Below are 25213 nucleotides of genomic sequence, written 5' to 3' on the forward strand. Positions count from 1 at the left end.
AAACTTATATTGCCGAGGAGAACTCGAATTCACTCATCTTTCTAAATGCTGTTTTCTAACTTTTTCAGCAAGCCCTATTTACAAGTATCTCAGAATTTGTTAGCGATTCCCACTAATTGCCGATCGTACCTCGATCCGATTCCCTAGCTGTCCTAGTAGGGGTAAAACTCCCTAGGGGAGTGATTTATGCTGTAATTAGCAAGCAATTTTCTTTTCAAATGAACAGTTCGCTCGATCGCAATCCCGTCATCCTCATACACGGCATCTGGGACACAAAGATTATTTTCAACAAAATGTCCGCCCGCCTCACCCAACTCGGATGGTCAGTCCACAGCCTCAACCTCACCCCCAACGACGGTAGCCTCGGGCTCGACTTACTCGCCAAGCAACTCGCAGACTACATCTCTGAAACCTTCGATCCAGAACAATCTTTAGACATAGTAGGCTATAGCATGGGCGGCATCGTCAGTCGCTACTACGTCCAGCGACTCGGAGGAATCAACCGCGTACAGCGTTTCATCACCCTATCATCCCCCCACCACGGCACCCTCACCGCCTATTCCCTACGCCTACCAGGATACCTGGATATGCGCCCCGATAGTGGCTTGCTACGCGATTTAAATCAAGATGTGACCATGCTCAAACGCATAAACTTTACATCCATGTGGACGCCATTTGACATAATGATTGTACCGGCGAACAGCTCCCAAATGCCAGTAGGTAAAGAAATTAAAGTCAATGTTTTGCTGCACCGCCAAATGGTGACAGAACCCCTAAGTATTAACGCAATAGTTGAAGAACTCAAAGCACCTATAGAAAATAAAATTCCCACTTAAAAATGAATAGCAATTTCCGCCGCAACCCAGTCTTGCTAATTCACGGAATCTTCAGAAAATCGGGAATTTTTCACAAAATGTCTGCCTACCTGACCAAACTGGGATGGTCAGTCTATACCCTCAATCTCTCACCCCATTGGGGCAACGCCAGCATAGACGAATTAGCCCAACAAATAGCAGATTATATAGACAAAACCTTTGCGCCCGAACAGCCTCTCGATATAGTAGGATTGAGCATGGGCGGTTTAGTAACTCGCTACTACCTGCAAAGGTTAGGGGGCATTAACCGAGTGCAGCGCTTTATTGCGATATCTTCTCCTCACAGCGGTACTTGGATGGCTTACAGTCTCTGGGGAAAAGGCTGCATCCAAATGCGTCCTGGCAGTGCTTTTCTGGAAGATTTAAATCGAGATGCGGCCTTGTTGGAAAAGCTCAATTTTACTTCGATTTGGACAGATTGGGATTTCATCATCGTACCTGCTTCTAGTTCCCAAATATCTGCTGCAAAAGAAGTAAAATTGTCTGTTTTCGCCCATGCCATGATGGCGAGGCATTCCAGCAGTTTAAAAGCGGTCGCTGAAGCACTTTCAGAACCATTAAAGATTGATAAATAGCTGGCTGTAAAGTAAAACGCTCTGCTTTTAAAACACCGATTTTTTAAAAAAGTAGGGGTTCGGCATTCGGTCTTTTTGAGTCTACCTAGACGGATTTAAAATTTATTGATATAATCTTGATTGAAACCCATAAAATCAACAATTATGATCGTCCTGCCAAAACTGGAAAAGCTGCGAGATACTCTCCCTATAGAAGGAGCCGTTCGCATTGAATTAGTGGAAGGAATACCGATTTTCCGAGCCTCTACAACAGTCAAAAATCGCATAGAAGAACTGTTGGAAAAACAACAAAATTTGCAACTCAATCCCGAAGAAGACCAAGAACTGAATCTTTACGAAGAAATCGACGATTACCTCAGTTTCGTCAATCGAACTGTCCGCAATCTTTTCTTGGGCCAGATTCAGCCTACAGTATAGAAATGTCAGCTCGCCGTCAAATTCCTGAGAATATCCAAAATCAAGTTCGTCAGAGAGCCAACTGTCTGTGTGAATATTGCCATGCTTCCGAACAATGGCAGTATGTAGAGTTTACGATCGAGCACATCATTCCTCTCAATAAAAAAGGGAGTAACAATATTGACAATTTGGCATTAGCTTGCTTTCATTGCAACCGTCAAAAATCCGATAAAACTACAGCCATAGATACCCAGTCGAGTGTAGAAGTACCATTGTTTAATCCCAGACAAGATACCTGGAACGAACATTTTGTATGGTCGGAGGATGAATTATCAATAGTTGGTTTAACTACAATTGGACGAGCTACAGTTACAGCATTAGTCTTAAATCGAGAAAGAGTTATTAATATTCGTACTGCTGACAAAGTTATAGGGCGACATCCACCAGCAGGTGATTTGATTCAATCCGAAAGTTGATATGCTGCAAATGGTTGTTATTTCGCGCAGCAATCAAACAGCATCCCCGACTTCAGCGTATTCGCTGCGGCCAAAAATTGCTTCAGCTTCACAGTAATACTTGAACTCAAGTATATTGTGGAAAGGGTCTTCTAAGAAGAAAGTACGGTGTTCTGTAGGTAGACCGACAAATCGCCGTCTCGGTTCTTGATAGAAATTTAAGTTGTTTTGCTGGGCTTTTTCTAGCAACCCTTCCCAGTCAGCTTCAGAAGTAAAAATTAACCCAAAATGCCGGGGATAGATGCCTCGCTGAGATGTTAAAGGTTCGTGGCTGACGTGGGCGACAATTTGATGGCCGCACAAACCCATAATCGCAGAATTAGGCGATTCGCGACCGAGTTCGCAGCCGAGCCCGTCTACATAGAACGCTTTGGTTTGGGCAATATCGGTCACGGGGAAGGCAAGATGAAATAAGACTTGGTTCATGGAGGTACTAAATGCAGAATTCAGAATTGTTCTTTAATTATTTATCTTGGTCTAATCCTTGGTTGGTGGCGATCGCCCTAAATACATTTTTACTCGCGATCGCCACCATTGCTCCTAAAAAATTACTCACTCCCGCTGGCCAATTTCACGGCTGGGTATTGGGCGTCCTCATCTGGGGCTGTTTGGGATGGCGAGGCTATGCTGTCGTGATGTTTTACTTTCTTGTCGGATCGGGAGTTACCCGCATCGGCAAAGCCCAAAAAGAAGCAGAAGGCATAGCCGAAAAGCGTTCAGGCGCCAGAGGCCCCGAAAATGTCTGGGGTTCTGCTTTAACCGCCACTATGAGCGCTTTGGGAGTTTTGGCGTTATCTATTTTAGGAGATACAGGCGAGATGTCTGTTTTAGCAGAGACAGGCAAGATGTCTATTTTAGCAGAGACAGGCAAGATGCCTGTGCCACAAGATGCTATTTCCCTGTTATTGCTGGGTTACGCGGCGAGTTTTTGCACCAAACTTTCCGATACCTGCGCCAGCGAAATCGGCAAAGCTTACGGGAAGCGGACTTTTTTGATTACCAGCTTGCAGCCCGTACCTAGGGGTACTGAAGGGGCAGTAAGTTTGGAAGGAACGATCGCAGGTATTGTCGGCTCAATTCTGATCGCGCTTTTGAGTTGGGCCGTCGGTTTAATTGACTTGACAGGAATTCTTTTTTGTGTTATTGCAGCTTTTATTGCCACGAACATCGAGAGCGTGATTGGCGCGACGGTGCAATCAAAGTTTGAGTGGCTGACCAACGAAGTGGTAAATTTTTTCAATACACTCATAGGAGCGATCGCAGCGATCGTTTTAGCTGCGATCTGGAGAACTTTTTTAGCTTAGTTAATCCTGGACGCATTCTCGACCCAAAAAACCCGGTTTATTACGAGAATTCAAGGCCTTAACGCAGTATTTTACCAGAGAAACCCGGTTTCGACCTCGCGAGTTAAGCTGTTCTACATTTAAACTGTGTGTCAAAAATCAATAAAACTCTTGTGGGACGGGCTTCTAGCCTGTCCCGATTTTCCAATTTAAATGCGTAACAGCTTATTAGCTATTAATCATTAGTCATTAGTCTTAAGCAATCAACTCATGACTAATGATTAATAGTTAATCAAACTAAGCGTCGTCTTGCGGCCCAAAAACCATTTGTAAAATCATCGTCGGTTCGCCCCGCTTGTGATAGCGATCGGCCCAATTGCGAATAATTTCATCTAATTCCTCAAGGGCTTGGTCGAGCCGTTCCGGCGGAATATCCAAAGTCTCCATAATTCGCATCACCTTCGGTTGTTTTTCCGCCCAATCCTTCATCAGCCGGAAATATCTAGCCGTATCCTCAACCATAGTAAATGTCCGCTCTTCCTGCTCTGCCGGAGAGTAAGTAGCGCGGGTGAGGGCATAAAACGGCATTCCCCAAGGAGAATCAATGCGAGTTACTGTCCCAGAATAGATCAAGCGCCGCTTAATGTGTTCTGCTAGAGCTTCGCTCAAAGGCATTCGCCTTTCTGGAGACATCTCTTCTTGCGATCGCCTGTGCAGAAACTCGATCAACTCCATAAACTGAAAAGAATTGATCAGTTGAGCGTCTGGCGGATTCGGAGGAATTTTGCCTTCGAGATATTTTTTTTCATCTACAGTCAAATTGTTTCCCGGAATGCGAGGGCGTCCCGGCATCCAACCATACTGTTCCAACCAGACATAAGGAAACTGAATCAAATATCTAGGTTCTTGCGAACCCAACATTTTCAGCAATTTTCCCTGAGTCAGAGCTTCCCGGACTTCTTCAACAATCACCTTCACCCGTTTAGGCTCAATGTGATGCAAGTGTCCAGTCATCCGCAGGTTGTTGTCCTGCTCCATATAAGTCATATAAATGGCACACTTAGCCGCCGTTGCGGCCGCGTCTAGAAACGCCCCGTGCCTGTGCCCACTGGTTCTCATGGCGCTAAACGCCAGATATAGCATGATCTGATCCATTGCACTAGGGCTGAGGCTTTTGACCAGATCCAAAGAGTCATTTTTCATTACTATCCCCGAAATAGCCAAATTAGGAGGCATTTTGTCGTCCTCCATTAAATTATTGCGAGAGCGCCGAATCAAGCATAGCCGACTGTCGCCGGAAAGCTTGCCAGCTACCCTAATATTCAGGTTAGTTAATTTCCCTGAGGTAACAGGGCATGGGCTTAAAGGCTATCCACACCGCATAAGTGGTTCTTATTGGTGGCCAATTTAAGTAGATTGCTGCACCCTCTGCGCTGACAGTTTACCTATATATAAGTTAGTTATCGCACGTTTATTATAGTGCAGCGGTTGAAAATTAAACCCTACCTGTGGGGGGGGAGAACGTAAATAACTGTTGCGATGCCAAGAATTTGAGGCGACTCCGAGCCCCTAATTCTTGAATAGTCATGGATGCTGAAACCCGGTTCGATCGACTAAAATAAGGCTGTTGCATAATTGCGGGAAGATTTTGATGGTTTTGTGGGATGGGATCTCATAGCCCGTCCGCTGTATTTTCACAGCAGGCGGGACACCTCACAAAAATCCTCCTCAAATTGTGCCATGTCAAAAGAAGGCGTGGAGGGCGAGGGAGATTGGTTGAAAAACCCAGATGATCCGAGGCCTGTGGTTAGTGCTTGTTTAATTGAAGCGTTTTCAATACAAAACCGCCACATACTAGAATCTATCTCTAGGTAGATGGCGGTTCCCCGTTTATATGCTAACATTTATTACACTAAAAAGAATCTCCTAAGAACTGTCCACAAAAAGTGCAGTTATCGCTTAACCTGAAAAACTAGAATCCCAGAAAATCCGATCGCGCGATCGAATGAACGGCCCAAAGCAACTCAGTTGTGGTCATCACTTGCGTCCATTGCCATTAGAAATCTTGTAGCGGATGAGTGTAAACAGTAGGCTCAGTAAAATTTCTGCGGTTGCGCTTTCTCTCAGGACCACGCTCGCCCCTTTGTTGAGTTTGGGCTGACAACATATATTGAGCGGTGCCAGTTTCGAGGATGGGGAGTGGAGATTCAAAAGCTTGAGCGGCGCTGGCACTCAAGGTAATGCCCAACAGGCTCAGTAAAGCAATTGCAGTGTAGGTTTTCATGGGTAGTATTCGTCTCAGTATCAATTTAGAGATACGACATTTACCCAGGCTGATCAGGATGAATTTCCCTGAAATTATCAAACTAGAGAATTAGGAATCAGGAATTAGGAATCAGGAATCAGGAATCAGAAGGAAGAAGAAGAAGGAATCAGGAAGAAAGAATCAGGCTTAAGTGAAGCTATCGCGCCTTTAAATTGTCTCCTAAAATCCTTGTATAAAAAGCGGAAAATTATCTTTCCCTCTCCCTTTCTCACCCTCTCCCCCTCCCGAAGCAACAGACACTTTAGATGCGTAGCATCTCATCTATGAGAGCAGTCAATCGATTTGAGATTTGAGATTTGAGATTTGAGATTAAAGAATTGAAGCATTGACTTGCGCGAGATTAATTCGGGGGCGGCTTTATCGGATACAGGTTTTTTATTTCTGGATCCTGAGTCTGCTTTCGGAATGAATCACGTGGCGGGTATCCTGGATGCTTGATTGTCAGAAGTTGAGGTAAAATGGAATAACTAAAATCTCTGGCTTCAATAATAAAAAAATTCCTAATTGCACTACCCAGAAGGTTGCAATAATATACAAAACCGCCAAATAGGAGATTCAATCTCTCGATAGATGGCGGTTTAAGGTTTATATGCTATCATCACTCACATAAAAGAAGATCCTAATGACTGTAAACAAGAAATGCAGTTGCCTTGGAAACCTGAAAAACTATCATCCCAGGAAATCAGATTGAGCGCTCGACACGGGCGGCAGAAACTAACTCAATAACGGAAATCGCTTTCGTCCAATGTCATTAAAATGCTTGTAGTTGATGAGTGTAAAGATTAGGCTCAATGAACTCTCGGCGTCCGCTGCCTCTTTCTGGAGAACGATCGCCCCTTTGTTCGGTTTGGGCGGATAAAATGTATGGATGTGTGGCAATTTGGAGCAGTCCGACGAGGGATTCCAAGACTAGAACGACAGTGGCGCTCAAAGTAACGTCCAAAAGACTCAGTAAAGCAATTGGTGTGTAAGTTTGCATGGGTAGTATCCGTGTCAGTGTCTATTAACTGATACGGGATCTCCCCGATCGATCAGGATAAATTTCTGTGAATTTTTCGGATCTCTGCAAAAAACCTCACCTCTTCAATTCTACTGAGCCCGCCAGCAGCCAAGCACCTGCCGAATTCAGCCTGCCCCATACTGTCAGAGGCTTTTCGGTTTCGCAACTGTGTAAAAATCTGTCGGTTTCCGAGTCCAAAGTCACGAGTTGCCAAGTTTGACCGACTAAGGATGCAGGGCTTGTCAGCGTTAGTGTCCAGTCTTGTTCGCCGAGGCGACGGAAAATGCCAGAAAATTGGCTGTGGGTATTTGCTGTTTGACTGCTTGGTTTTTCTACTGACTCCTGACATTCGCCGCTGGCGGGATATGCTTGGGGTCGATCGAGATAATAGCGTTGCCAATCCAGCCAGTCCGATCGCCCCCGTGTCAAATTAAATAAAGGAATAACCGCCACACTCGCCTCGGAATCTTGCAGCAAAGCTTCCTGCAAAACTCTCACCGGCAACTCCCGCGGCTGACATCCAGATTCCGCGCACAAAGCCGCCGCCATCCCCGCCGCCTGTCCAATATTCATTACCGTCGGTTGCAAGCGAGTTGCACCGTTGGCGATGTGAGAGACGGAAATATTTTTTTCGCAGACTAGCAAACCGTCTGTACTCGCAGGAATTAGCGCGCTGTAAGGAATGGTAAACGGAGTTCCCGTCCAGCGGCCGCCCCAGCGGATCGATTTGGGCTGCAGAGGAATGTCGCCGGTGGTGTAGTGGTGGTCATTTGCGTAGTTGCCGATCGCAATTGTTTCACAAATGCCCTCAGAATTTATCGGCAACTTCGCGACTCTGCCACCGACAATCGGCAAAATATCTTGTTCTGTGACTGTACTTATCCCTCGCAAGCGCCGACTTTCTCGGTAGTAAGGATGTAAGGCAAAGGAAGAAAGAAGGGAAGAATTTTGTTGATTGTCGATCGTTGAAATGGGGAAAATGTTTTGTGCTAGGCCGTAGCGGCGGCCGAGTTGCGTTTGAATGAAGCGGGCGAAACTTTGACTGTGCCACCGACTTTCTTGCAGGAATTCTTGTCGAGATGTTTCTGATTTAATGAGTCGATCGACCCCTTCACCATAATCATTACCTCGAATCGGCCAATTAATCATCAACAATCCCCCTGGCAGCCTGCCGTAATTGAGAAATTGTTCGGGAGTGTAACCGTTCCAAGCACCGATAAATCGATCGGGATTATCAATAGGTGGCGCGGGAATTTCTGGCGCAAGCGCACCTTTACCAAAATCCTGCATAATTGCCACCCAAGTCGGAGCTTGCACCGAATAGCTCTCTGTGAGAGCATTAGAGGCAGCCGGCGCGCTAGGTTCTCCCCACTCGGCTTGGAATTCCCAACCCCAGCGGTGCCCAACCTCCGCTAAAGCCAGCAAATCTCCCAATTCCGTTGCATCTAAAGTGATTTTGGCCGAAACCGTAAAATCTGCAAACCGGACGCCAGAAATGCGATCTCCTTCCTTTAGCACATCTTGAGCTTTTTGTCCACAAATCCACTGTAAGTTCGGCAAACATTTAACCCAATCAGCGAAAATATCAGCACCGGTGCGGGGATCGTAAGTAAAAAAACTTACCCAGCCCCAATCCAAACCTCCCGGCTGTCGCTGCTGGAGTTCCCGCAAAAACGCGCCCCACAAACCAGTTTGAAAAGCTGCTAATTCATTGCCATCGGGGGCCGAAACGCCAGCCGAAGTCAGCATTCCTCCCAGCCAGGGGAATTCGCTTACTAAAATAGTTTTGGCACCTCGGCGGGCTGCTTGCACGGCTGCTGCAGTGCCGCCGGTGCCGCCACCGACGACCAAAACATCTGCTTTTAAGACCGAAGACATGGGCAATACCATTTTAGATTTTAGATTTTAGATTTTAGATTGCGAAGGGATCGGTAAGGTGATGGGTGCGCTACAGATAGATGTTCGGCGTTTGTTATCGCCCATTGAATGTAAGGTGCACAAGTGGCGCACCCTACGGATTTTAAAAAGACCTCTTTCTCCTCTTCCCTCTTCCTCTGTGTCCTCTGCGTCCTCTGCGGTTAATAAAAAAAATTAGTTATTGTGAAAGTCAGATCGCATCTCAAATCAAAAAGAATCAGAAAATGGGGAACCGAGACAGTAAAATAATACGTCGCGTAAATTCCCCACTATTCACTACTAACCAAGCAATTGAAAATGGAAAAAGGTTTTATTTTGTGGTTCACCGGGCTGAGCGGTTCTGGCAAGACAACTATCACCAAAGCCCTCGAACCCGAATTGAAGGCAAGAGGTTGCAAAGTTGAAATATTGGATGGAGATGTCGTTCGCACCAACTTGTCAAAAGGTTTGGGATTTAGCCAAGAAGACAGAGATACTAATATTCGGCGGATTGGATTTGTAGCTCACCTGCTGAGCCGCAATGGAGTAGCCGTAATGACCGCAGCTATTAGCCCCTACAGAGCAATTCGCGACGAAATTAGAGCAATGGAGCCCCATTTTGTTGAAGTATATATCACAGCGCCGTTAGAAGTGTGCGAAGGTCGCGATGTCAAGGGGCTATACGCTAAGGCGAGAGCAGGAGAAATTAAGGGTTTTACGGGAATTGACGATCCTTATGAAGAACCGCTTAATCCTGAGATTATTTGTTACACAGAGCGAGAAAGTGTGGAAGAGAGTGTTAAAAAAGTTCTGACCAAGTTAGAACAGTTGGGTTACATTTGATGTTGGCGGGGTTGGATGAGGATAGGGGCAAAAAGCGATGGTGGTTAAAAGTTCTTCGCACGGCGTGCAACTTGAGAAAAAAGCTCACCCTTGTGTTCCCTTCGCGGATAGGGAAGGTGAAGAATTTCTCCCATTTCCTGCAAGGAGAGGGGCTCAGGGAGACATTTCCAGCAAAAGCTGCAAGCTAAGTTATTGGGCAAGCAATGCTGTCAAAAGTTTAATGATTCAAAGTTTAACAGTGTCAGTGCTGGCGGCGGTGGGTTCATCTCCTGCAGCGGCCCAGTTTATGCCTCCTCCTCCTCCTCCTGCTGATGCGGGTTCTCCTGTTCCTGTACCAGTACCGGCAGTGCCGGGATTGCCGGGATTGCCGGCAAGTGAACCTTCAAGTGTACGATCGGAAGTTTACACTTTAGGCGCGGGCGATCGTATTCAAATGGACATATTCAACGTCCCGGAATACAGCGGCCCCAACGGTCAACACCAAGTACAGGCAGACGGTTCCCTGAATTTGCCGTTAATTGGCAGCGTTTCGGTGTACGGGATGACTCTAGAACAAGCTTCTAATGCTGTTAAAGACAAATACGGCAAATACCTCAAACGTCCTTGGATTACCCTGAAACTGCTAGCGGCACGTCCTTTGCAAATTGCGATCGCCGGCGAAATCAACCGCCCCGGAGCCTATACAATATCCTCAGCAGCAGGCCCCGGAGGCACAGCAGAGCAAATGGGAACTCAAATGCCAACGATATCGCGGGCTCTGCGAATGGCAGGTGGAATTACCCAGTCAGCAGACGTGCGGCAAATCAAAATTCGCCGCCCCCAGCGCAACGCAGCGGAACAAATTATTAGTGTGGATTTGTGGGAATTATTGCAAAACGGCGATTTGCGCGCCGATATGACTTTGCGCGACGGCGATACTATATTTATTCCCACTGTAACTAGCCTCAACCGCCAAGAAGCACCGACTTTAGCAGTAGCTAACATTACCGGACAAAGCACTCAACCAATTAATATTGCTGTGGTGGGCGAAGTAACTCGCCCCGGTACTTATACTTTGACAAAAGAGGCTCAAAGTAGGGTACAAGAGAATGAAATGGGTGAAAATTCTGGTTTGTTTGCTGTCAGCGAAACCAACGGCGGGGAAAATGTTTTGCAGCAAACTGTAACGAGGGCAATTAAAATGGCGGGCGGCATTACGCCGGTAGCTGATATCAGACAAATACAAGTTCGTCGCCTGACGCGGGCGGGTACAGAACAAATTATTAATGTAAATTTGTGGCAACTTTTGGAAGGGGGAGATGTATCCCAAGATTTAGCGCTACAACAGGGAGATACAGTAATCGTCCCCAAAGCCGAAAACCTCGATGAAACCCAAGACGAACAAGTGGCTAATTCTAATTTTTCACCCGATACGATTAGGGTCAACATTGTGGGAGAAGTCGTGAAACCGGGAGCGATTGCGGTGCTGCCCAACACTACTTTAAATCAAGCGCTGGTAGCAGCGGGAGGTTTTAATAAAGCGCGGGCAGAAATGGATTCGGTGGATTTAATTCGCCTCAATCCTAACGGCACAGTTTCCCAGCTAACTGTTAAGGTGAATTTTTCTGCAACTGCCAATGAAGAAACTAATCCCAAACTGAAAAATAATGATGTAATTATGGTAAGGCGATCGGGCCGCGCTACGTTCTCTGATAATGTAGGCGGAACTCTCGCTCCTCTCAGCCCGCTGTTAGGAATATTTCGGTTATTCGATATTTTTCGGTGATTTGAAGAGACTGGCATTAAGACCTCAGAAACCCGCTTTATAAAAAAAATTGCGGTTGGGTAATGAAATATCGAGGAATCAACCGATTGCCGGAAAATCCGCCACCAATACAGACGTTTAAACTAATAAGTTGTAGAAATCCAATGAAACCAGGGAAACAATCTCAAGTAGCACTGTTTAATCATAAAAAAACCGCTGATCTGCAAAAAATGTCTTCTGGGCTTTATGAAGAAGATCAATTTTTAGGCAGAAACAAAACCGAGGCAGAAGAGTTAAGTTTTTGGGAAGTTTGCCGCAGTCGCTCCATCTTAGTCATCGGTGTAGCAGCGGCAGTGACTACCGGAGTTTTCGCCTGGACACTGAATCAAAAAAGCGAGTACGAAGGGCGCTTTCAATTATTAGTAGAACCAGCCGTTACGCAAAATACTTTAGCCAAAATCTACTCCGGTGAGCTGAAACTGCAACCAGCGGCCCCAGCGACCCAAGAAAAGGGCGGTTTTGACTACGAATCCCAAATTCAAGTTTTGCAAAGTCCGCAAGTAATGGCGCCGATTATTAAAGAGTTGCAGGCTAAGTATCCCGAAATAAACTACAATTACCTTTTGAACCAAAAAGCAAATAATTTGCCGTTTTCTCAGGAAACCAGGCTGTCAATTAATCGGTTCAAAAATACCAAAATTATCGAAGTTAGATATCGGGATTATGACCCAAAAAAAATTCAGTTTGTTTTGGAAAAAGTTGCGTTAGGATACCGCAACTACAGCGTGCAAGATACCACCACTCAAATTAGTCAGACTCTAGATTTTGTAAAATCGAAAATTCCCAACCAGCAAAAGCGCCAACAAGTTCTGCAAACAGAAATTCAAAAATTGCGGCAGCAGTACAATTTCATCGACCCGCAAATTCAAACGCAACAACTCGCGCAGCAAATCAGTGAACTTCAAACGCAAAGATTGGAAGCGCAAACGCAGCTCAATCAGCAGAGATTGCTCTATTCCAATCTGCAAAATCAGCTCGGATTAAACCAGAAGCAAGCGCTGATGGCATCGGCTCTGAGTCAAGCTCCCCGCTATCAAGGGATGCTGACTCAATTGCAACAATTAGAAGGGCAAATTGCGATTAACTCGGCTACGTTTACAGACGAAACTCCGCAAATGCAATTGTTGCGAGAACAGCGCAAGAACCTGATTCCTTTGTTGAAGAAAGAAGCCCAACAGGTTCTGGGAACTGATTTGGCTAAGGTAAATTCGCAAGTGCTGACTTTTCAAGATCCGGTGCGGATTAAGTTAATCGAGCAGTTTATCGGTACTGCTAATTTAATTCAGGTGCTGGGTGTGCGGAATCAAGTTTTGGAACAAGCTGCTAAGCAGTTGAATCAATACTCTCAAAAATTCCCGGTGATTTTGCGGCGCTATTCCGATTTGCAGCGCGAGTTGGATTTGACTAACAATACGCTGAATGGTTTGCTGGCAAAACAGCAAGCTTTGCAGCTTGAAGCTGTGGGCAAAAAAGAGGTGGCTTGGGAAGTTATTGCTAAGCCGGAAATTCCGCGTTACAAAAATGGCGAGTTGATGGCTGTTGCTCCGATTATGCCTTTGAATTTGGCTTTGGGGGGATTGGCTGGTATGCTGTTTGGTATGCTGGCGGCGCAGTTGGCGGAACGGTTTAAAAATAAAACGGTGTTCCAAACTCCAGAGGATGTCAAACAGTCGATTCGCCTGCCTTTGTTGGGGGTAATTCCTGCTAGCGATAAAATTTTGAGACTTCCTCCTGCTGAGACAAGCCCAGTGGATGTGGCAATTTCGCCGATGCCGACGGATGCTTTTCAAGAAGCTTTTCGATCGCTCAATGCGAATATTCGCTTACTAAACGTTGATACTCCGATCAATTCTTGTGTAATTACTTCTTGTCAAGTAGGTGACGGCAAGTCTACGGTAGCAGTAAATCTGGCGCGGGCGGCGGCGGCAATGGGGCAGCAAGTGCTGTTGGTGGATGGGGATTTACGGCGCCCGCAGGTACACGAAATGCTGGGTTTACCGAATTGGCAAGGCTTGCACAATGTGATTGCTGATGATGTGGATGTGCAACAGGTGATTTTGCGATCGCCCCGTGATGAAAATTTGTTTGTGTTAACTTCCGGCCCGGTTCCTCTCGATCCTACAAAGGTGCTTTCTTCCCGAAAAATGACTCATTTAATGGCAGCTTTGTCAAGTCATTTTGATTTAGTTATTTACGATACTCCACCGCTTTTAGGTTTGGCGGATGCGAATTTGTTGGCGGCTCACACTAACGGATTGATGCTGGTAGTAGGGCTGCATCAAACTGAGCGGGAGGCGCTGGTGTTGGCTTTTGAAGATTTGAAAATGGCGGGAATTCCGCTGTTGGGAATGGTGGCGAATAACGATAAAGGCAGCAGGTATTACTATCAGTCTTACGTGCAGGATTACGTCCAGGAACAGTCTGTTTGAGGGAGGGGAATAGCTGATTATCGTAGGGTGCGTCGCTGCGAGATTTTCGCTCTTTTTTTGGGATTTTTGATGGCGACGCACCTTATGCCTAATTCTTGCAAGGTGCGTCGCTGCGAGATTTTCGCTTTTTTTGAGGATTTTTGATGGCGACGCACCCTAGGGTTTTTGTGGTTGAGAATGCAAGGCGGGCGGGACACCCGACAAGATATTTCATCTATCTTGCACCATTCATTGTGAATAAAGCTTTCAGGGGCGGGCGGGACGCCCCACAAGAACATTTAACTTTTGTGGAACAGGCCGGAAAGCCTGTTCTGGAGATTTGTACGTGATTTCAGAAAGACAAATTTTCTTAAGATTTGCGATCGAGACTCTGAACTATAATTAAAAGTAGAGAAATTTAAACAAATCGCGGCACTTGCAACTTGGCAAGACCTGAAAGAAAACGTGGCAGGTAAATTCCTATTTTGTAATACCTTGATACAACTCCCTGCCTCGGCTGATAACTAGCAGGGAGTTTTGTGTTTTTCGCACAGGAGATGAAACAATGGCTATTGCTACTATCAACCCGGCAACGGGAGAAACGCTGAAAACTTTCGAGCCGCTGACAGATGCGGAAATAGAAACCAAGCTGGAATTAGCACAGCAAGCTTTTAACAAATACCGCCAACTGCCGTTTGAGCAGAGAGCTCTGTGGATGCAGAAAGCTGCAGACATCTTGGAGCGCGATCGCGAAATTTACGCTGAAATGATGACTCTGGAAATGGGTAAAACGCTCAAATCTGCGATCGGCGAAGTCGAAAAATGCGCCTTAGTTTGTCGGTATTACGCCAAAAATGCCGCTCAATTTATGGCAGACGTACCGGCCACCACTGACGCTAGCAGCAGCTTTGTTCGCTACCAACCACTAGGGGCTATTTTAGCCGTTATGCCGTGGAATTTCCCATTTTGGCAAGTTTTTCGGTTTGCGGCGCCAGCACTGATGGCGGGCAATGTGGGCTTGCTTAAACACGCTTCCAACGTGCCTCAGTGCGCTTTGAAAATCGAAGAAATTTTCAGGGAAGCTGGCTTTCCCGAAGGCGTTTTTCAAACTTTGTTAGTGGGCGCCGACAAAGTAGCTGATATCGTTGCGGACGATCGTATAAAAGCAGCAACTCTCACCGGTAGCGAACCAGCGGGTGAAAGTTTGGCAGCAAATGCGGGCAAAAATTTGAAAAAAGTAGTGCTGGAATTGGGAGGAAGCGACCCATTTATTGTGATGTCGAGCGCCGATGTAGCAGCAGCTTTATCAACTGCTGTGACATCGCGGATGCTGAATAACGGTCAATCTTGTATCGCCGCCAAACGCTTTATTTTAGCAGAAGAGATTGCCGACGAATTCATCACAGGATTTGTCGAAAAATTCGAGCAATTAAAAGTAGGCGATCCGATGTTGTCAGAAACCGATATCGGCCCTTTAGCTACTCCGGCAATCCTCAAAGACTTGGATAAGCAAGTGCAAACTTGCATCCAATCGGGAGCAAAACTTCTGACAGGTGGCCGCCCATTGTCAGAGAATGCCGGCAATTTCTACTTGCCAACTATTCTGACAGATATTCCGCCGAATGCCTCTGCCCGTCAAGAAGAATTTTTCGGCCCCGTAGCTTTAGTATTCCGAGTTGCAGGCATCGATGAGGCGATCAAACTCGCAAATAGCACATCTTTTGGCTTGGGTGCCTCAGCTTGGACTACAGTAAACTCAGAGAGCGATCGATTTATTTCCGAACTAGAGGCGGGCGCGGTATTCATCAACGGTTTAGTAAAATCCGACCCTAGATTGCCCTTCGGCGGTATCAAACGCTCCGGTTACGGACGCGAATTGAGCATCCAAGGAATGCACGAATTTGTTAACATAAAAACAGTGTGGGTGAAATAAGCTCCCACTCTATCAACCGATCGCACAAATCTACATAAGTCTGCGTTTATCTGCGTTTACCTGCGGTTAAAAATTCCCATTTAGTATTTTTGCGATCGGTTGAAAAAGACAAAAAAAACCATTAACCGAGGAGAAAAACGGAAATGAACACAGCTCAACTATTGGTAAAATGTTTAGAAAATGAAGGCGTCGAATACGTCTTCGGACTTCCCGGAGAAGAAAATTTAGAAGTTCTAGAAGCCCTGAGAAACTCTTCAATTAAATTTATTACTACTCGCCACGAACAAGGCGCCGCATTCATGGCAGACGTTTACGGTCGTCTCACCGGCAAAGCCGGCGTTTGCTTGTCCACCTTGGGCCCTGGCGCAACTAACTTAATGACAGGAGTTGCTGACGCCAACTTAGACGGCGCTCCTTTAATAGCAATTACCGGACAAGTCGGCACAGACAGAATGCACATAGAATCGCACCAATATTTAGATTTGGTCGCCATGTTTGCACCAGTTACTAAGTGGAATGCTCAAATTGTTCGCCCCAGCACGACGGCAGAAATTGTCCGCAAAGCCTTTAAAGTAGCTCAAAGTGAAAAGCCGGGAGCAGTTCACATTGACTTACCTGAAAACATCGCAGCAATGCCTGCTGAAGGACAGCCGCTCACCAAAGACAACCGCGAAAAAACTTTTGGCGCTTACCAAAGCTTGAATAAAGCCGCTGTGGCAATTTCCAAGGCAAAAAGTCCTCTGCTTTTAGTAGGAAACGGCGCGATCCGCGCTAACGCCAGCGATGCTTTGACACAATTTGCTACTCGATTGAATATTCCTGTAGCTAATACTTTCATGGGCAAAGGGGTAATTCCTTACACTCATCCTTTGGCACTGTGGACGACGGGATTGCAAAAACGGGATTATATTAGCTGTGCTTTTGAAGAAACGGATTTAGTGATTGCTGTTGGCTACGATTTGATTGAATATTCCCCGAAAAAGTGGAATCCTGAAGGAAAAATTCCGATTATTCATATTGGAGCTCTGCCAGCAGAAATTGACAGCAGTTATATTCCTCTTATAGAAGTTGTGGGGGATATTTCTGATTCTCTCAATGAAATTTTGCAGCGTGCCGATCGCATGGAGAAAGTAGACCCTTTTGCTAAGCAATTGCGGGCGGATATTCGCGCTGGGTACGAACAATATGCAGCCGACGACGGTTTCCCGATCAAGCCACAAAAACTCATTTACGATTTGCGGCAAATCCTGGGCCCGGAAGATATTCTTATATCTGATGTGGGAGCTCACAAAATGTGGATCGCGCGGCACTATCATTGCGATCGCCCGAATACCTGTTTGATTTCCAACGGCTTTGCGGCGATGGGAATTGCGATTCCGGGTGCGGTAGCTGCAAAACTCGTTTATCCCGATCGCAAAGTAGTAGCCGCCACCGGCGACGGCGGTTTTATGATGAATTGCCAAGAGTTAGAAACTGCTTTGCGAGTCGGTACTAATTTTGTGACGCTGATATTTAATGACGGCGGTTACGGGTTAATTGAATGGAAGCAGCAAGATTATTTTGGTCATTCCGATTTCGTCAAATTTGGCAATCCCGACTTTGTGAAATTTGCGGAAAGTATGGGTTTAAAAGGCTATCGAGTGGAATCTGCAACGGATTTCATTCCGATTCTGAAAGAAGCCCTGGCTCAAGATGTCCCTTGCGTGATTGATTGTCCGGTAGACTACCGGGAAAATGCGCGTTTCAGTCAATTATCTGGGGATATGAGTTGCAATTTGTAAGAGTAGCCCGAAATCAGGAAACGGTACTGCCGTTTCCTGCATCGCCGTGTTGTTGGTGGTTATATCCGATCGCCCTTAAATCGCGCTTTTTGACAAGTTGGGATGTAAGGGCGATCGCTCTTTTTCAGATTCAAGTATTGAGATTAGCTGTTGGCTGCGTGATGTAGCGGATAATCAGGTCAAAATCCTTACGGATTTCTGCCAATTGTTTTACCCAAGTATTAGAAGCATAAATCACTTCCTCTTCCTTCTGGCGAGCGGCTGCAATTTGCTTCTCAATTTCTCCGCAGAGTTTTATTTTAACTTGTCGGAAAGTTCCTGAGCTAATTCTCCTTCGTTTTTGACTGCATGGATATCCATTGCAACTGAAATAACGCCTAGAATTTGCCGTACAGCCATCGCCACATTAGTTATATTTTTGGCAATGTTGACTGCCTGCCAGGGTTGGTGTAGCGTACTTAGTGTGCTAATTTTTATTAAAAAATGCCGCACATCCTTGCGGGGCAATATTTTTTAGCAAAATTTAACTTAAATTGATGCGTTTTTTCAGTCAATTCAGACGTAGTTTGGTTCGTGGCTACTTAAACTAATATTTGAGCATACTAAGTATGGAAGACCCGTTTTTGGCTACTTAAACTAATATTTAAGGAGCGTAAGTCCGAAACACCATATTTTTTTATTTTTTAGCAAGCCCCAACACTTCTGTCTCACATCTCATCACTTCAAACCCAATAAGAAGGCGATTCCGCCGATCGCACCAACTACCCCCAAAACAGCCCGAGTGCTCACTTTTTCGCCCGCCAGCACCGCTAAAGGCAGTATAAATAGGGGACTGGTAGAACTGAGTGCTTGAGCTATTCCTGCGGGTGCATATTTCAGCGAAATCTGTTGCAGAAAAATTCCGAGATAGGTTCCTAAAAAAGCTGCTAGAATTATTGCACCTAATATTTTTGGCGCTTTTAATTGCTTGAAACTGTCCTGGTTCGTTGGGTTCAAAAAGCATAGCATAACTGCCATGCCGCCACTCAAACGCAAGGCTGCTGTCCACAGGGGATCTATATCTATTTGAGTGAAGGCGGCGCGGGATAAAACTGCTCCAGCGGCGTGGGATGTTTGTCCTAATAAACTAATGACTAATCCTTGCCAAAGATGTTTTGATGGTAAGGTTGTTTCCGCTGTTCGTTCTGCAATTACCCACGCTACGCCGCAGATTGTTAAAAGAATGCCTGTACAAGCAATGGGCGATAACTTTTCTTGCAAAAATATTAAGCCCAATAAAGCTGTTAAAGGGGGAGATAGGGTTTCTAAAAGCAGCGTTCGCCTCGCGCCTAAATATTTTAATACGATAAAGAAAGCGGTGTCTCCGATCCCAATTCCTAGGCCGCCGCTGATGAGCAGTATTGCTAAAATATTAGGGTTGATTGCGGGTAAGGGTTTGCCTAAAATTAGTACAGTGGCAAGGAGCATGAAAAGGGCGATCGCGCCTTTGAGCAAGTTGAGCACCACTGCGGGGAGTTGCTGTCCTACTCGCTGCCAGATGGTGGAAGATAGAGCCCAGACAAATGCAGCGCCTAAAGCGGCGATTTCACCCATAAAATCTGTTAACTGTTGACTGTTGACTGTTGACTGTTGACTGTTGTCCTTAGTTACCAATTCGCAATTCCCGATGCCCGATTCCCCATGCCATATAAATTAGGGTTCCCGGTAGCCTACCTGGAACCCTAGATTTCTTAAGCTTTTTTAGCAGTGGGCGGTGAACATAAATCAATACCATCATGTCCGAATAGAGGAACGAAGCCATTCGCTTGCAGTTTGGGATTGCTTCGTTCCTTTCTTCGGACACCCAAGATATGTCTACCTACTGATTAACGTGGTGGTAATTGCGGAGATTGGCTAGGTTGAAATTGTGACCGCATATCTGTTCTTACCCAAGAACCAAAACGATCGGGACGAACGCATTCAGCATTATCTAATTCGTCTTTGAGTTTAGTGGCGAAAGATTCAAACATATCGACTAACGCCTGACGATCTGTTAAGCAACCTTGGAGAGCAATAAGTTGTTCCAGCGTCCAGTTATACAGTTGAGTGTCCCCTTGTTCAATGCGTAAATAGAACTGATTCTCAAACTGTGCCAGATTAGAGTAGAAGTTCTCAACTTCTGACTTGATCAAGTTCATATCTAGGTAGAATTGTTGCTGTTTCAATTCTGCAAAAATCGTATTTTTGATGTTCTGCGTGAAGTTTTGGTTCAGCTCATTTTTGACGATCGTAGATACATCATTACGGAAGTTGAGAATCTTGTTATCCAAGCTAACATTAATGCGATTGTCAAGATCGTTGACAATATTATTAGTCACTAACTGCACGTTGCTAGTGCTAGATTGATTAACAACCGTATTGATGCGAGCATCAATGTTAGATTCAATCTGCTGAATGACCAGATTTTTAATGTTTTGGCTTTGGTCAGCAAGTTTGAGATTAACTACCGCATTAATCCGCTGATCTATGTCGTGTTGAATTTGCTGAACAATTTGAGTGTTAATATCGTGAGATAGATTAGACACTTTCAGGTTCACGACATTATCGATGCGTTGATCGATGTAAGTTTGCATTTGCTGAATCACCAGATTCTTCACATTCTGGGTTTGATCGGAAATCTTGATGCTCACCACATTCTCAACACGCTCATCAATAGTATGTTGGACTTGCTGAATTACCTGATTAGTGATCTCTTGAGATTGATTGGCGATTTGGACATTAACGGAGTTACTAATGCGCTCATCAATATCAGTCGATATTTGATTAATTACCTGGGTATTAATCTCTGTAGACTGATTGGCAACTTTGATGTTAACTACATTCTCAATCCGTTGCTCAAGTTCAGTTTGCATTTGCTGAACTACGAGGTTCTTAACTTCTTGAGTCTGATTAGCCACTTTGAGATTAACGACTGCCTCAACACGCTCATTGAGTTCGGTTTGCATTTGTTGCAGCACTAAGTTTTTAATCTCTTGGGTTTGTTCAGAGATTCTTAAATTCACCTGCTCGCTAACAATGCGGGGAATTCGAGCAATAAATAAGTCATTGAGATTTTTGTTGAAGTATCCCGACCAATTGTGGAAATTCTGATTAAAACTAACTTCCATTTGTTGGGTAAGAGTTTTAAGCATAAACTCCAGCCGTGCTACCTTCATCGCTAAGTCTTTAGCTTGAGTTTGATAGCCTTTAAGCAGCCATTTTTCCAAATTGTCCCAATAAGCTTCTTTTTTCTCGTTCGGGTCACCTGTTACTGTGATGGAAGTATTGATTTGGGCTGCCATTTGCTGCCACATTTGTTCCATCTGATCTTGGTCAAAAGTGAACCCAAATCCACTGCCAATATTGATATTTTCAGAACCCGGGCTAGTTGTACCACCAGAGCTAATTGTACCACCAGAGCTAATTGTACCACCAGAGCTAATTGTACCACCAGAGCTAATTGTACCACCAGAGCTAATTGTACCACCAGAGCTAGTTGTGCCACCAGAGCTAGTTGTGCCACCAGAGCTAGTTGTGCTACCACCACCCACTACACTAACACTGCTTTCGCTGCTGCCCCTACCAGGTTGTACTGATGACTCTGCCTTTTCTCGCTCTACTTCTTCATCACTGATGTTGTTGATTTCTAAAACAACTTGCCCTTCGTTATCTTCTATGTATGTATCAAAAAAGAAGCCGGAGAGGGTGGTTTTTTGTTTGACTTCAAAAATAACGTCATCTTTGAAGCCATTTAAGGAACACCAACTTTCGCTAAGTTCAATTCCTGTCAACTTGGAGATAAATTTTCCTCCTTGAAGCAACAGTAACGCCCAAGGTTCTAATTGGAAATTTTTTGCTTCTGCTCCATAAGTGGCAGTGCTTTCCCGAATCTTGACGCGATAGTTCCCTGGGGCTAACTCGATAGAATTAGCATTTGCTTTTTTAAGAGTGGAGAGATAATTGCCATCCAGCGAATAGCAGTTTTCCTTGCTATCAACGGTTAAAGTTTGGGTACTAAACTGTTGATTGCCAGTGATTGAAACAGTTACTTGTCCTTGATTATCACCACTATAGATATCAAAGAATAAAGCACAGACTACAGCTTTTTCTTTGATGTCTAACTGCAATTTGTCGTTATAGCCGTTTAAAGTTGCCCAAGTTGCACCTGTCTCAACACCTGTCTTTGTGTTGATAAAGGTACTGCCATCAAGTCCATAAATCCAGAGAAAAACAAAAGGCTCAGTGGCGGTATTGTCGGCACTATAACTGTAGCTACCACTGGTGATTTGGATGTCAAAAGTACCTTTGTCTAATGTCAGAGACTTAGCAACATTTTGTTGCAAGCTATTCATCTGAGCGGTATTGATAACGTAACAGTTTTCTTTGGTATCAATCGTTAACAGTTTCATAGTTTCGTCACCCGTTGTAGTAGTTGTTTCTGCACCTTGTGCCGTTTCAGTGTTAACTTTTGAAGTGATGGTTGCGCTCACTTCTGCTGGTTGATAAACCGCAATTCCTGCCCAACGACCGCTAGGCTTGGTTTGAGCCACTAATGTGCCTTTACCTGTCTTGGTATTAATGCGGATTAATTGACCGTCTTTTCCCAAGTTAAAAAATCTGCCGGTAACGCCATAAAGGACATTGCCAACAAATTCCATACTGCCAATACCAGGAAATCCGGTATCACCAATAGTTTTAACTTCGCTAGTATCGAGATTGCATCTAGCAAGTAATTTCTTCTTTTCGTAACCAATTAATGTGATATATGCTATGCCATTGCTATCAAAGGCAACTTCACCACAGTTGTAGTCTTTATTAGCTACGGTAGCTACTGGTGTACCTTTTCCTGTTTTGAGATCAAGGGCAATGAGTTGTTTAGCTGTGGTGGCATAAAGGGTTTGACTTTGGGCATTATAAGCCAAGCCGGCTGTAGCAAAGCCCGTATCCCCAATGACAGCCGTATCGCCCGTTTTGATGTCAATTTTTACGAGCTGCGTTGTGTCGCCTTCTCGATCGATGCCATAGAGCTGTGAATCAACAAAGGCAATATCATACACTTCTGTAATGATCTGACCGATGAATGTTGCTTTACCTGTGGCTAAATCAAGAGTATACAGTTTACTTAACTGATTTGAGACACAATCTTGGATATACACTGTCCCTGGAACCATAGCTAAATCCAAAGAAGATATATTGCTTGCCTGATTACTCATCTTTTTCTGTTTTTATTACATAAAAAAGCAGATGAAAGTAACAGTGCGGTTGGTCATCAGTTATTTCAACTGATTTTGGGAAAATACTCGGCTAGCAACGACAGCCACCAGCGAGTGCGAGATAAAGTGATGATAGATGCAGTTGGAGCTGCTTGGCTATTGAGCGCAGAGCGCTTTATTACAACATCACTAGCTTTCCTCGCAGTGGGCGGGGAGAGAATCGAACTCTCATACCTTTCGGTGTCAGATTTTGAGTCTGATGCGTCTACCAATTTCGCCACCCGCCCTTTGTTTTGGTTTCACCTTAATAACACACCGATCGCTTTCCTGCAAGCAAAGATTCATAATCTTTTAAACTTGCCCAGCGATCGATCTCTCTGGCGCGCAATACTGGTACAGGATGGGACAACTGAGCCGTCTGAGGTTGTTTGAGCATATCTCCGAGTTGAGTGGTGCTGAGGTCGTCGTAGGCTCGCGCCTGCGCCAAAAAGGCATCTACATTCAGTTTTTGGTGATCACTTAATGTGATATATGCTATTAGAATTGTTTTGCAAAACTGTTAATAAATTATACTCGAGGTTGCTGATGACGGTCTTTCCGTTAGTGCTGATAAACTCTCAGCATCTGCTAGAATTGGTCGCCAGTTTTACCGCTCCGGGCATGACTATTACTCTATCTAAAGGCGTAGATAATTTTTCTTTTATTAATAAAACGTAACATCTTTCTCTTCTTTCATTGGTGCGAAGTCAGCAGCAACGAGCAGGTTATCGAGCTCGTACTCGCTCCATGCCATAGAGTTTTGAATATACAACGGCAATATCATACACTTCTGTAATGATCTCACCGATGAAGGGGCTCTCCTGGCTATCGGGTGATTGATATAGATTATGTCTCTCTGGGTAAGAATTTCAGCGATTTTATTGCCAAACTTTTGTACTTTTCGATACACTTTTAACCACAAATCCAAGAGAACCGATGAGTGTTGCTTTACCTGTGGCTAAATCAAGAGTATACAGTTTACTTAACTGATTCGAGACACAATCTTGGAGATAAACTGTGCCTGGAACCATAGCTAAATCAACAGAAGGTATATTGCTTGCCTCCTTGCTCATCTTTTTCTGTTTTTATTACATAAAAAAGCAGATGAAAGTAATAGTGCGGTTGCTCATGAGTTATTTCAACTGAAGTTGGGAAAATACTCGACTAGCAACCACAGCCACCAGCAAGGGGGATATCAAGTGATGAGATATGCACTTGGAGCTACTGGGCTACCTATCACAGAGTTCTTTATTAAGACATCACTAGCTTTTTTAGCAGTGGGCGGGGAGAGAATCGAACTCTCATACCTTTCGGTGTCAGATTTTGAGTCTGATGCGTCTACCAATTTCGCCACCCGCCCTTTTGGGTTTCACCATCATAACACACCGATCGATTTCCTGCAAGCAAAGATTCATAATCTTTTGAACTTGCCCAACGATCGATCTCTCTGGCGCGCAATACTGGTACAGGATGGGACAACTGAGCCGTTTGAGCTTGTTTGAGCATTTCTCCCAGTTGAGTGCTGCTGAGGTCGTCGTAGGCCCGCGCCTGCGCCAAAAACGCATCGACATTCAGTTTCGGAGCTAAAGTCGGCGAACCTCCGGCCAGTTTCATCAGCACCGATGCTACCACTCTTGGGTCTTGGGTGGCGAGCAAGGCGGCGCGATCGCACGTAAATTCCGCACACCGCAACCATTCCAACATTTGCGCCTGCAAACCCTGGGCCAGTACGGCTCCCACAGGCGAAATTTGGCCGGCGGCCAACACAATTAAATTAGCCAGAGTCAGGTAAACTCCGTGTTCGCACTTCAAATGCCCCAACTCGTGAGCAATTACTGCCTTAACTTCCTCATCTGTGAGCAAATCAATCAGAGAAGTGTGCATCACCACAAAAGGCTGTTTTCCCCGCATCGCAAAGGTGTAAGCATTCGGCATCGGATGCTGGCGGACATAAAGCTGCGGCGGTTCCAAATCCAGAGTTTTGCAGGCATCCAACAACAATTGATGCAGGTGGGGCAATTGATTTTCCCCGACTTGGACGCTGGAAGCCAGATTTTCCAGCATGAAAAACTGTTCGCCCAGTTGTCCCAGCAACTGCCGCACCATCAAATCCAGGCCGGGCAGTTGTTTGAGAGTGCTGGTAGCTTCCAAGTCTAGCGGGTGGCGAAACTGGTCTGCTTTCAAACCGATGAGCGGTATGTTCGACATTTTAATCCTGAATCATTAGTCAATAGTCATTTGTCATTAGTCATTGGTCATTGGAAAGTGGGAATTGGCAATTGGGAAGCGGGAATTGAAAAAGGTTGAA

The 25213-nt window shown here is 45.1% G+C and carries 21 protein-coding genes and 2 tRNA genes; 10 read left to right on the forward strand and 13 right to left on the reverse strand.

Annotation, left to right across the window (positions count from 1 at the left end; translation table 11 throughout):
• The first annotated feature begins 218 nt into the window (after nt 1–218).
• The 4 genes from QUB24_RS11145 (at nt 219) to QUB24_RS11160 (ending at nt 2322) form a co-directional block, all read left to right on the forward strand.
• On the forward strand, nt 219–836 hold the full coding sequence (locus QUB24_RS11145) for a triacylglycerol lipase (RefSeq protein WP_333153237.1): 618 nt from the start codon (nt 219–221) through the stop codon (nt 834–836).
• Between the two features lie 2 nt (nt 837–838).
• Nucleotides 839–1450, forward strand: a complete 612-nt coding sequence (locus tag QUB24_RS11150; RefSeq protein WP_333153238.1) for an alpha/beta fold hydrolase — start codon at nt 839–841, stop codon at nt 1448–1450.
• Nucleotides 1451–1594: 144 nt separating this feature from the next.
• The gene (locus tag QUB24_RS11155; RefSeq protein ID WP_333044472.1) at nt 1595–1867 is read left to right on the forward strand and encodes a hypothetical protein; all 273 of its coding nucleotides are present in this window, start codon (nt 1595–1597) and stop codon (nt 1865–1867) included.
• Between the two features lie 2 nt (nt 1868–1869).
• Entirely contained in the window at nt 1870–2322 is a 453-nt protein-coding gene (locus QUB24_RS11160; protein ID WP_333153239.1) for an HNH endonuclease, read from the forward strand.
• 33 nt (nt 2323–2355) lie between these two features.
• Here QUB24_RS11160 and QUB24_RS11165 read toward each other — a convergent pair whose 3' ends face one another.
• Entirely contained in the window at nt 2356–2787 is a 432-nt protein-coding gene (locus QUB24_RS11165) for a VOC family protein (protein ID WP_333153240.1), read from the reverse strand.
• An 11-nt stretch (nt 2788–2798) separates the two neighbouring features.
• Between QUB24_RS11165 and QUB24_RS11170 the strand changes: the two genes are divergently transcribed.
• The gene (locus tag QUB24_RS11170; RefSeq protein WP_333153241.1) at nt 2799–3665 is read left to right on the forward strand and encodes a TIGR00297 family protein; all 867 of its coding nucleotides are present in this window, start codon (nt 2799–2801) and stop codon (nt 3663–3665) included.
• 276 nt (nt 3666–3941) lie between these two features.
• On the opposite strand, the gene hetR is transcribed toward QUB24_RS11170, so the two are convergent.
• The 4 genes from hetR to QUB24_RS11190 form a co-directional block, all read right to left on the reverse strand.
• Nucleotides 3942–4847 carry a heterocyst differentiation master regulator HetR gene (hetR, locus tag QUB24_RS11175; protein ID WP_333153327.1) on the reverse strand — a complete coding sequence of 302 codons (906 nt, stop codon included), beginning with the start codon at nt 4845–4847 and terminating at the stop codon, nt 3942–3944.
• An 853-nt stretch (nt 4848–5700) separates the two neighbouring features.
• Nucleotides 5701–5928 (reverse strand): hypothetical protein, encoded by a 228-nt coding sequence (locus QUB24_RS11180; RefSeq protein ID WP_333153242.1) that lies wholly within the window; start codon nt 5926–5928, stop codon nt 5701–5703.
• Nucleotides 5929–6721: 793 nt separating this feature from the next.
• Entirely contained in the window at nt 6722–6949 is a 228-nt protein-coding gene (locus QUB24_RS11185) for a hypothetical protein (protein ID WP_333153243.1), read from the reverse strand.
• Nucleotides 6950–7045: 96 nt separating this feature from the next.
• Entirely contained in the window at nt 7046–8848 is a 1803-nt protein-coding gene (locus QUB24_RS11190; protein ID WP_333153244.1) for an FAD-dependent oxidoreductase, read from the reverse strand.
• A 336-nt stretch (nt 8849–9184) separates the two neighbouring features.
• Here QUB24_RS11190 and cysC point away from each other — a divergent pair, with 336 nt between their 5' ends.
• From cysC to QUB24_RS11215, 5 genes are all read left to right on the forward strand, one after another.
• Nucleotides 9185–9709: an adenylyl-sulfate kinase gene (gene cysC / locus QUB24_RS11195; RefSeq protein ID WP_333153245.1), complete on the forward strand. Its 525-nt coding sequence runs from the start codon at nt 9185–9187 to the stop codon at nt 9707–9709.
• 37 nt (nt 9710–9746) lie between these two features.
• Nucleotides 9747–11474 (forward strand): SLBB domain-containing protein, encoded by a 1728-nt coding sequence (locus QUB24_RS11200; protein WP_333153246.1) that lies wholly within the window; start codon nt 9747–9749, stop codon nt 11472–11474.
• A gap of 143 nt (nt 11475–11617) precedes the next feature.
• Nucleotides 11618–13942 (forward strand): polysaccharide biosynthesis tyrosine autokinase, encoded by a 2325-nt coding sequence (locus QUB24_RS11205; protein WP_333153247.1) that lies wholly within the window; start codon nt 11618–11620, stop codon nt 13940–13942.
• Between the two features lie 544 nt (nt 13943–14486).
• On the forward strand, nt 14487–15854 hold the full coding sequence (locus tag QUB24_RS11210) for an NAD-dependent succinate-semialdehyde dehydrogenase (RefSeq protein WP_333153248.1): 1368 nt from the start codon (nt 14487–14489) through the stop codon (nt 15852–15854).
• 143 nt (nt 15855–15997) lie between these two features.
• Nucleotides 15998–17635, forward strand: coding sequence for an acetolactate synthase large subunit (locus QUB24_RS11215; RefSeq protein WP_333153249.1), 1638 nt, complete (start codon nt 15998–16000; stop codon nt 17633–17635).
• 294 nt (nt 17636–17929) lie between these two features.
• Here QUB24_RS11215 and QUB24_RS11220 read toward each other — a convergent pair whose 3' ends face one another.
• The 8 genes from QUB24_RS11220 to QUB24_RS11255 form a co-directional block, all read right to left on the reverse strand.
• Entirely contained in the window at nt 17930–18142 is a 213-nt protein-coding gene (locus tag QUB24_RS11220) for a hypothetical protein (RefSeq protein ID WP_333153250.1), read from the reverse strand.
• A 210-nt stretch (nt 18143–18352) separates the two neighbouring features.
• The gene (locus QUB24_RS11225; RefSeq protein WP_445300401.1) at nt 18353–19228 is read right to left on the reverse strand and encodes a DMT family transporter; all 876 of its coding nucleotides are present in this window, start codon (nt 19226–19228) and stop codon (nt 18353–18355) included.
• A gap of 272 nt (nt 19229–19500) precedes the next feature.
• Nucleotides 19501–22866 carry a hypothetical protein gene (locus QUB24_RS11230; RefSeq protein ID WP_333153252.1) on the reverse strand — a complete coding sequence of 1122 codons (3366 nt, stop codon included), beginning with the start codon at nt 22864–22866 and terminating at the stop codon, nt 19501–19503.
• 205 nt (nt 22867–23071) lie between these two features.
• Nucleotides 23072–23153: transfer RNA gene (locus QUB24_RS11235), tRNA-Leu, on the reverse strand.
• Nucleotides 23154–23170: 17 nt separating this feature from the next.
• Nucleotides 23171–23353 carry a hypothetical protein gene (locus tag QUB24_RS11240; protein WP_333153253.1) on the reverse strand — a complete coding sequence of 61 codons (183 nt, stop codon included), beginning with the start codon at nt 23351–23353 and terminating at the stop codon, nt 23171–23173.
• A gap of 430 nt (nt 23354–23783) precedes the next feature.
• Nucleotides 23784–23978: a hypothetical protein gene (locus QUB24_RS11245; RefSeq protein WP_333153254.1), complete on the reverse strand. Its 195-nt coding sequence runs from the start codon at nt 23976–23978 to the stop codon at nt 23784–23786.
• A gap of 205 nt (nt 23979–24183) precedes the next feature.
• Nucleotides 24184–24265 (reverse strand) — tRNA-Leu (locus QUB24_RS11250).
• On the reverse strand, nt 24244–25113 hold the full coding sequence (locus QUB24_RS11255) for a M48 family metallopeptidase (RefSeq protein ID WP_333153256.1): 870 nt from the start codon (nt 25111–25113) through the stop codon (nt 24244–24246). The genes QUB24_RS11250 and QUB24_RS11255 overlap by 22 nt, the downstream gene beginning before the upstream one ends.
• Nucleotides 25114–25213: the final 100 nt, after the last annotated feature.

The organism is Microcoleus sp. B9-D4 (assembly GCF_036705105.1).
Lineage (GTDB): Bacteria > Cyanobacteriota > Cyanobacteriia > Cyanobacteriales > Microcoleaceae > Microcoleus.

Bases quoted from the DNA above. Each gene is read 5' to 3' on its own strand.
- QUB24_RS11145 (WP_333153237.1), top strand. From the start codon at position 219: ATGAACAGTTCGCTCGATCGCAATCCCGTCATCCTCATACACGGCATC.
- QUB24_RS11150 (WP_333153238.1), top strand. From the start codon at position 839: ATGAATAGCAATTTCCGCCGCAACCCAGTCTTGCTAATTCACGGAATC.
- QUB24_RS11155 (WP_333044472.1), top strand. From the start codon at position 1,595: ATGATCGTCCTGCCAAAACTGGAAAAGCTGCGAGATACTCTCCCTATA.
- QUB24_RS11160 (WP_333153239.1), top strand. From the start codon at position 1,870: ATGTCAGCTCGCCGTCAAATTCCTGAGAATATCCAAAATCAAGTTCGT.
- QUB24_RS11165 (WP_333153240.1), bottom strand. From the start codon at position 2,787: ATGAACCAAGTCTTATTTCATCTTGCCTTCCCCGTGACCGATATTGCC.
- QUB24_RS11170 (WP_333153241.1), top strand. From the start codon at position 2,799: ATGCAGAATTCAGAATTGTTCTTTAATTATTTATCTTGGTCTAATCCT.
- hetR (WP_333153327.1), bottom strand. From the start codon at position 4,847: ATGAAAAATGACTCTTTGGATCTGGTCAAAAGCCTCAGCCCTAGTGCA.
- QUB24_RS11180 (WP_333153242.1), bottom strand. From the start codon at position 5,928: ATGAAAACCTACACTGCAATTGCTTTACTGAGCCTGTTGGGCATTACC.
- QUB24_RS11185 (WP_333153243.1), bottom strand. From the start codon at position 6,949: ATGCAAACTTACACACCAATTGCTTTACTGAGTCTTTTGGACGTTACT.
- QUB24_RS11190 (WP_333153244.1), bottom strand. From the start codon at position 8,848: ATGTCTTCGGTCTTAAAAGCAGATGTTTTGGTCGTCGGTGGCGGCACC.
- cysC (WP_333153245.1), top strand. From the start codon at position 9,185: ATGGAAAAAGGTTTTATTTTGTGGTTCACCGGGCTGAGCGGTTCTGGC.
- QUB24_RS11200 (WP_333153246.1), top strand. From the start codon at position 9,747: ATGGTGGTTAAAAGTTCTTCGCACGGCGTGCAACTTGAGAAAAAAGCT.
- QUB24_RS11205 (WP_333153247.1), top strand. From the start codon at position 11,618: ATGAAACCAGGGAAACAATCTCAAGTAGCACTGTTTAATCATAAAAAA.
- QUB24_RS11210 (WP_333153248.1), top strand. From the start codon at position 14,487: ATGGCTATTGCTACTATCAACCCGGCAACGGGAGAAACGCTGAAAACT.
- QUB24_RS11215 (WP_333153249.1), top strand. From the start codon at position 15,998: ATGAACACAGCTCAACTATTGGTAAAATGTTTAGAAAATGAAGGCGTC.
- QUB24_RS11225 (WP_445300401.1), bottom strand. From the start codon at position 19,228: ATGGGTGAAATCGCCGCTTTAGGCGCTGCATTTGTCTGGGCTCTATCT.
- QUB24_RS11230 (WP_333153252.1), bottom strand. From the start codon at position 22,866: ATGAGTAATCAGGCAAGCAATATATCTTCTTTGGATTTAGCTATGGTT.
- QUB24_RS11245 (WP_333153254.1), bottom strand. From the start codon at position 23,978: ATGAGCAAGGAGGCAAGCAATATACCTTCTGTTGATTTAGCTATGGTT.
- QUB24_RS11255 (WP_333153256.1), bottom strand. From the start codon at position 25,113: ATGTCGAACATACCGCTCATCGGTTTGAAAGCAGACCAGTTTCGCCAC.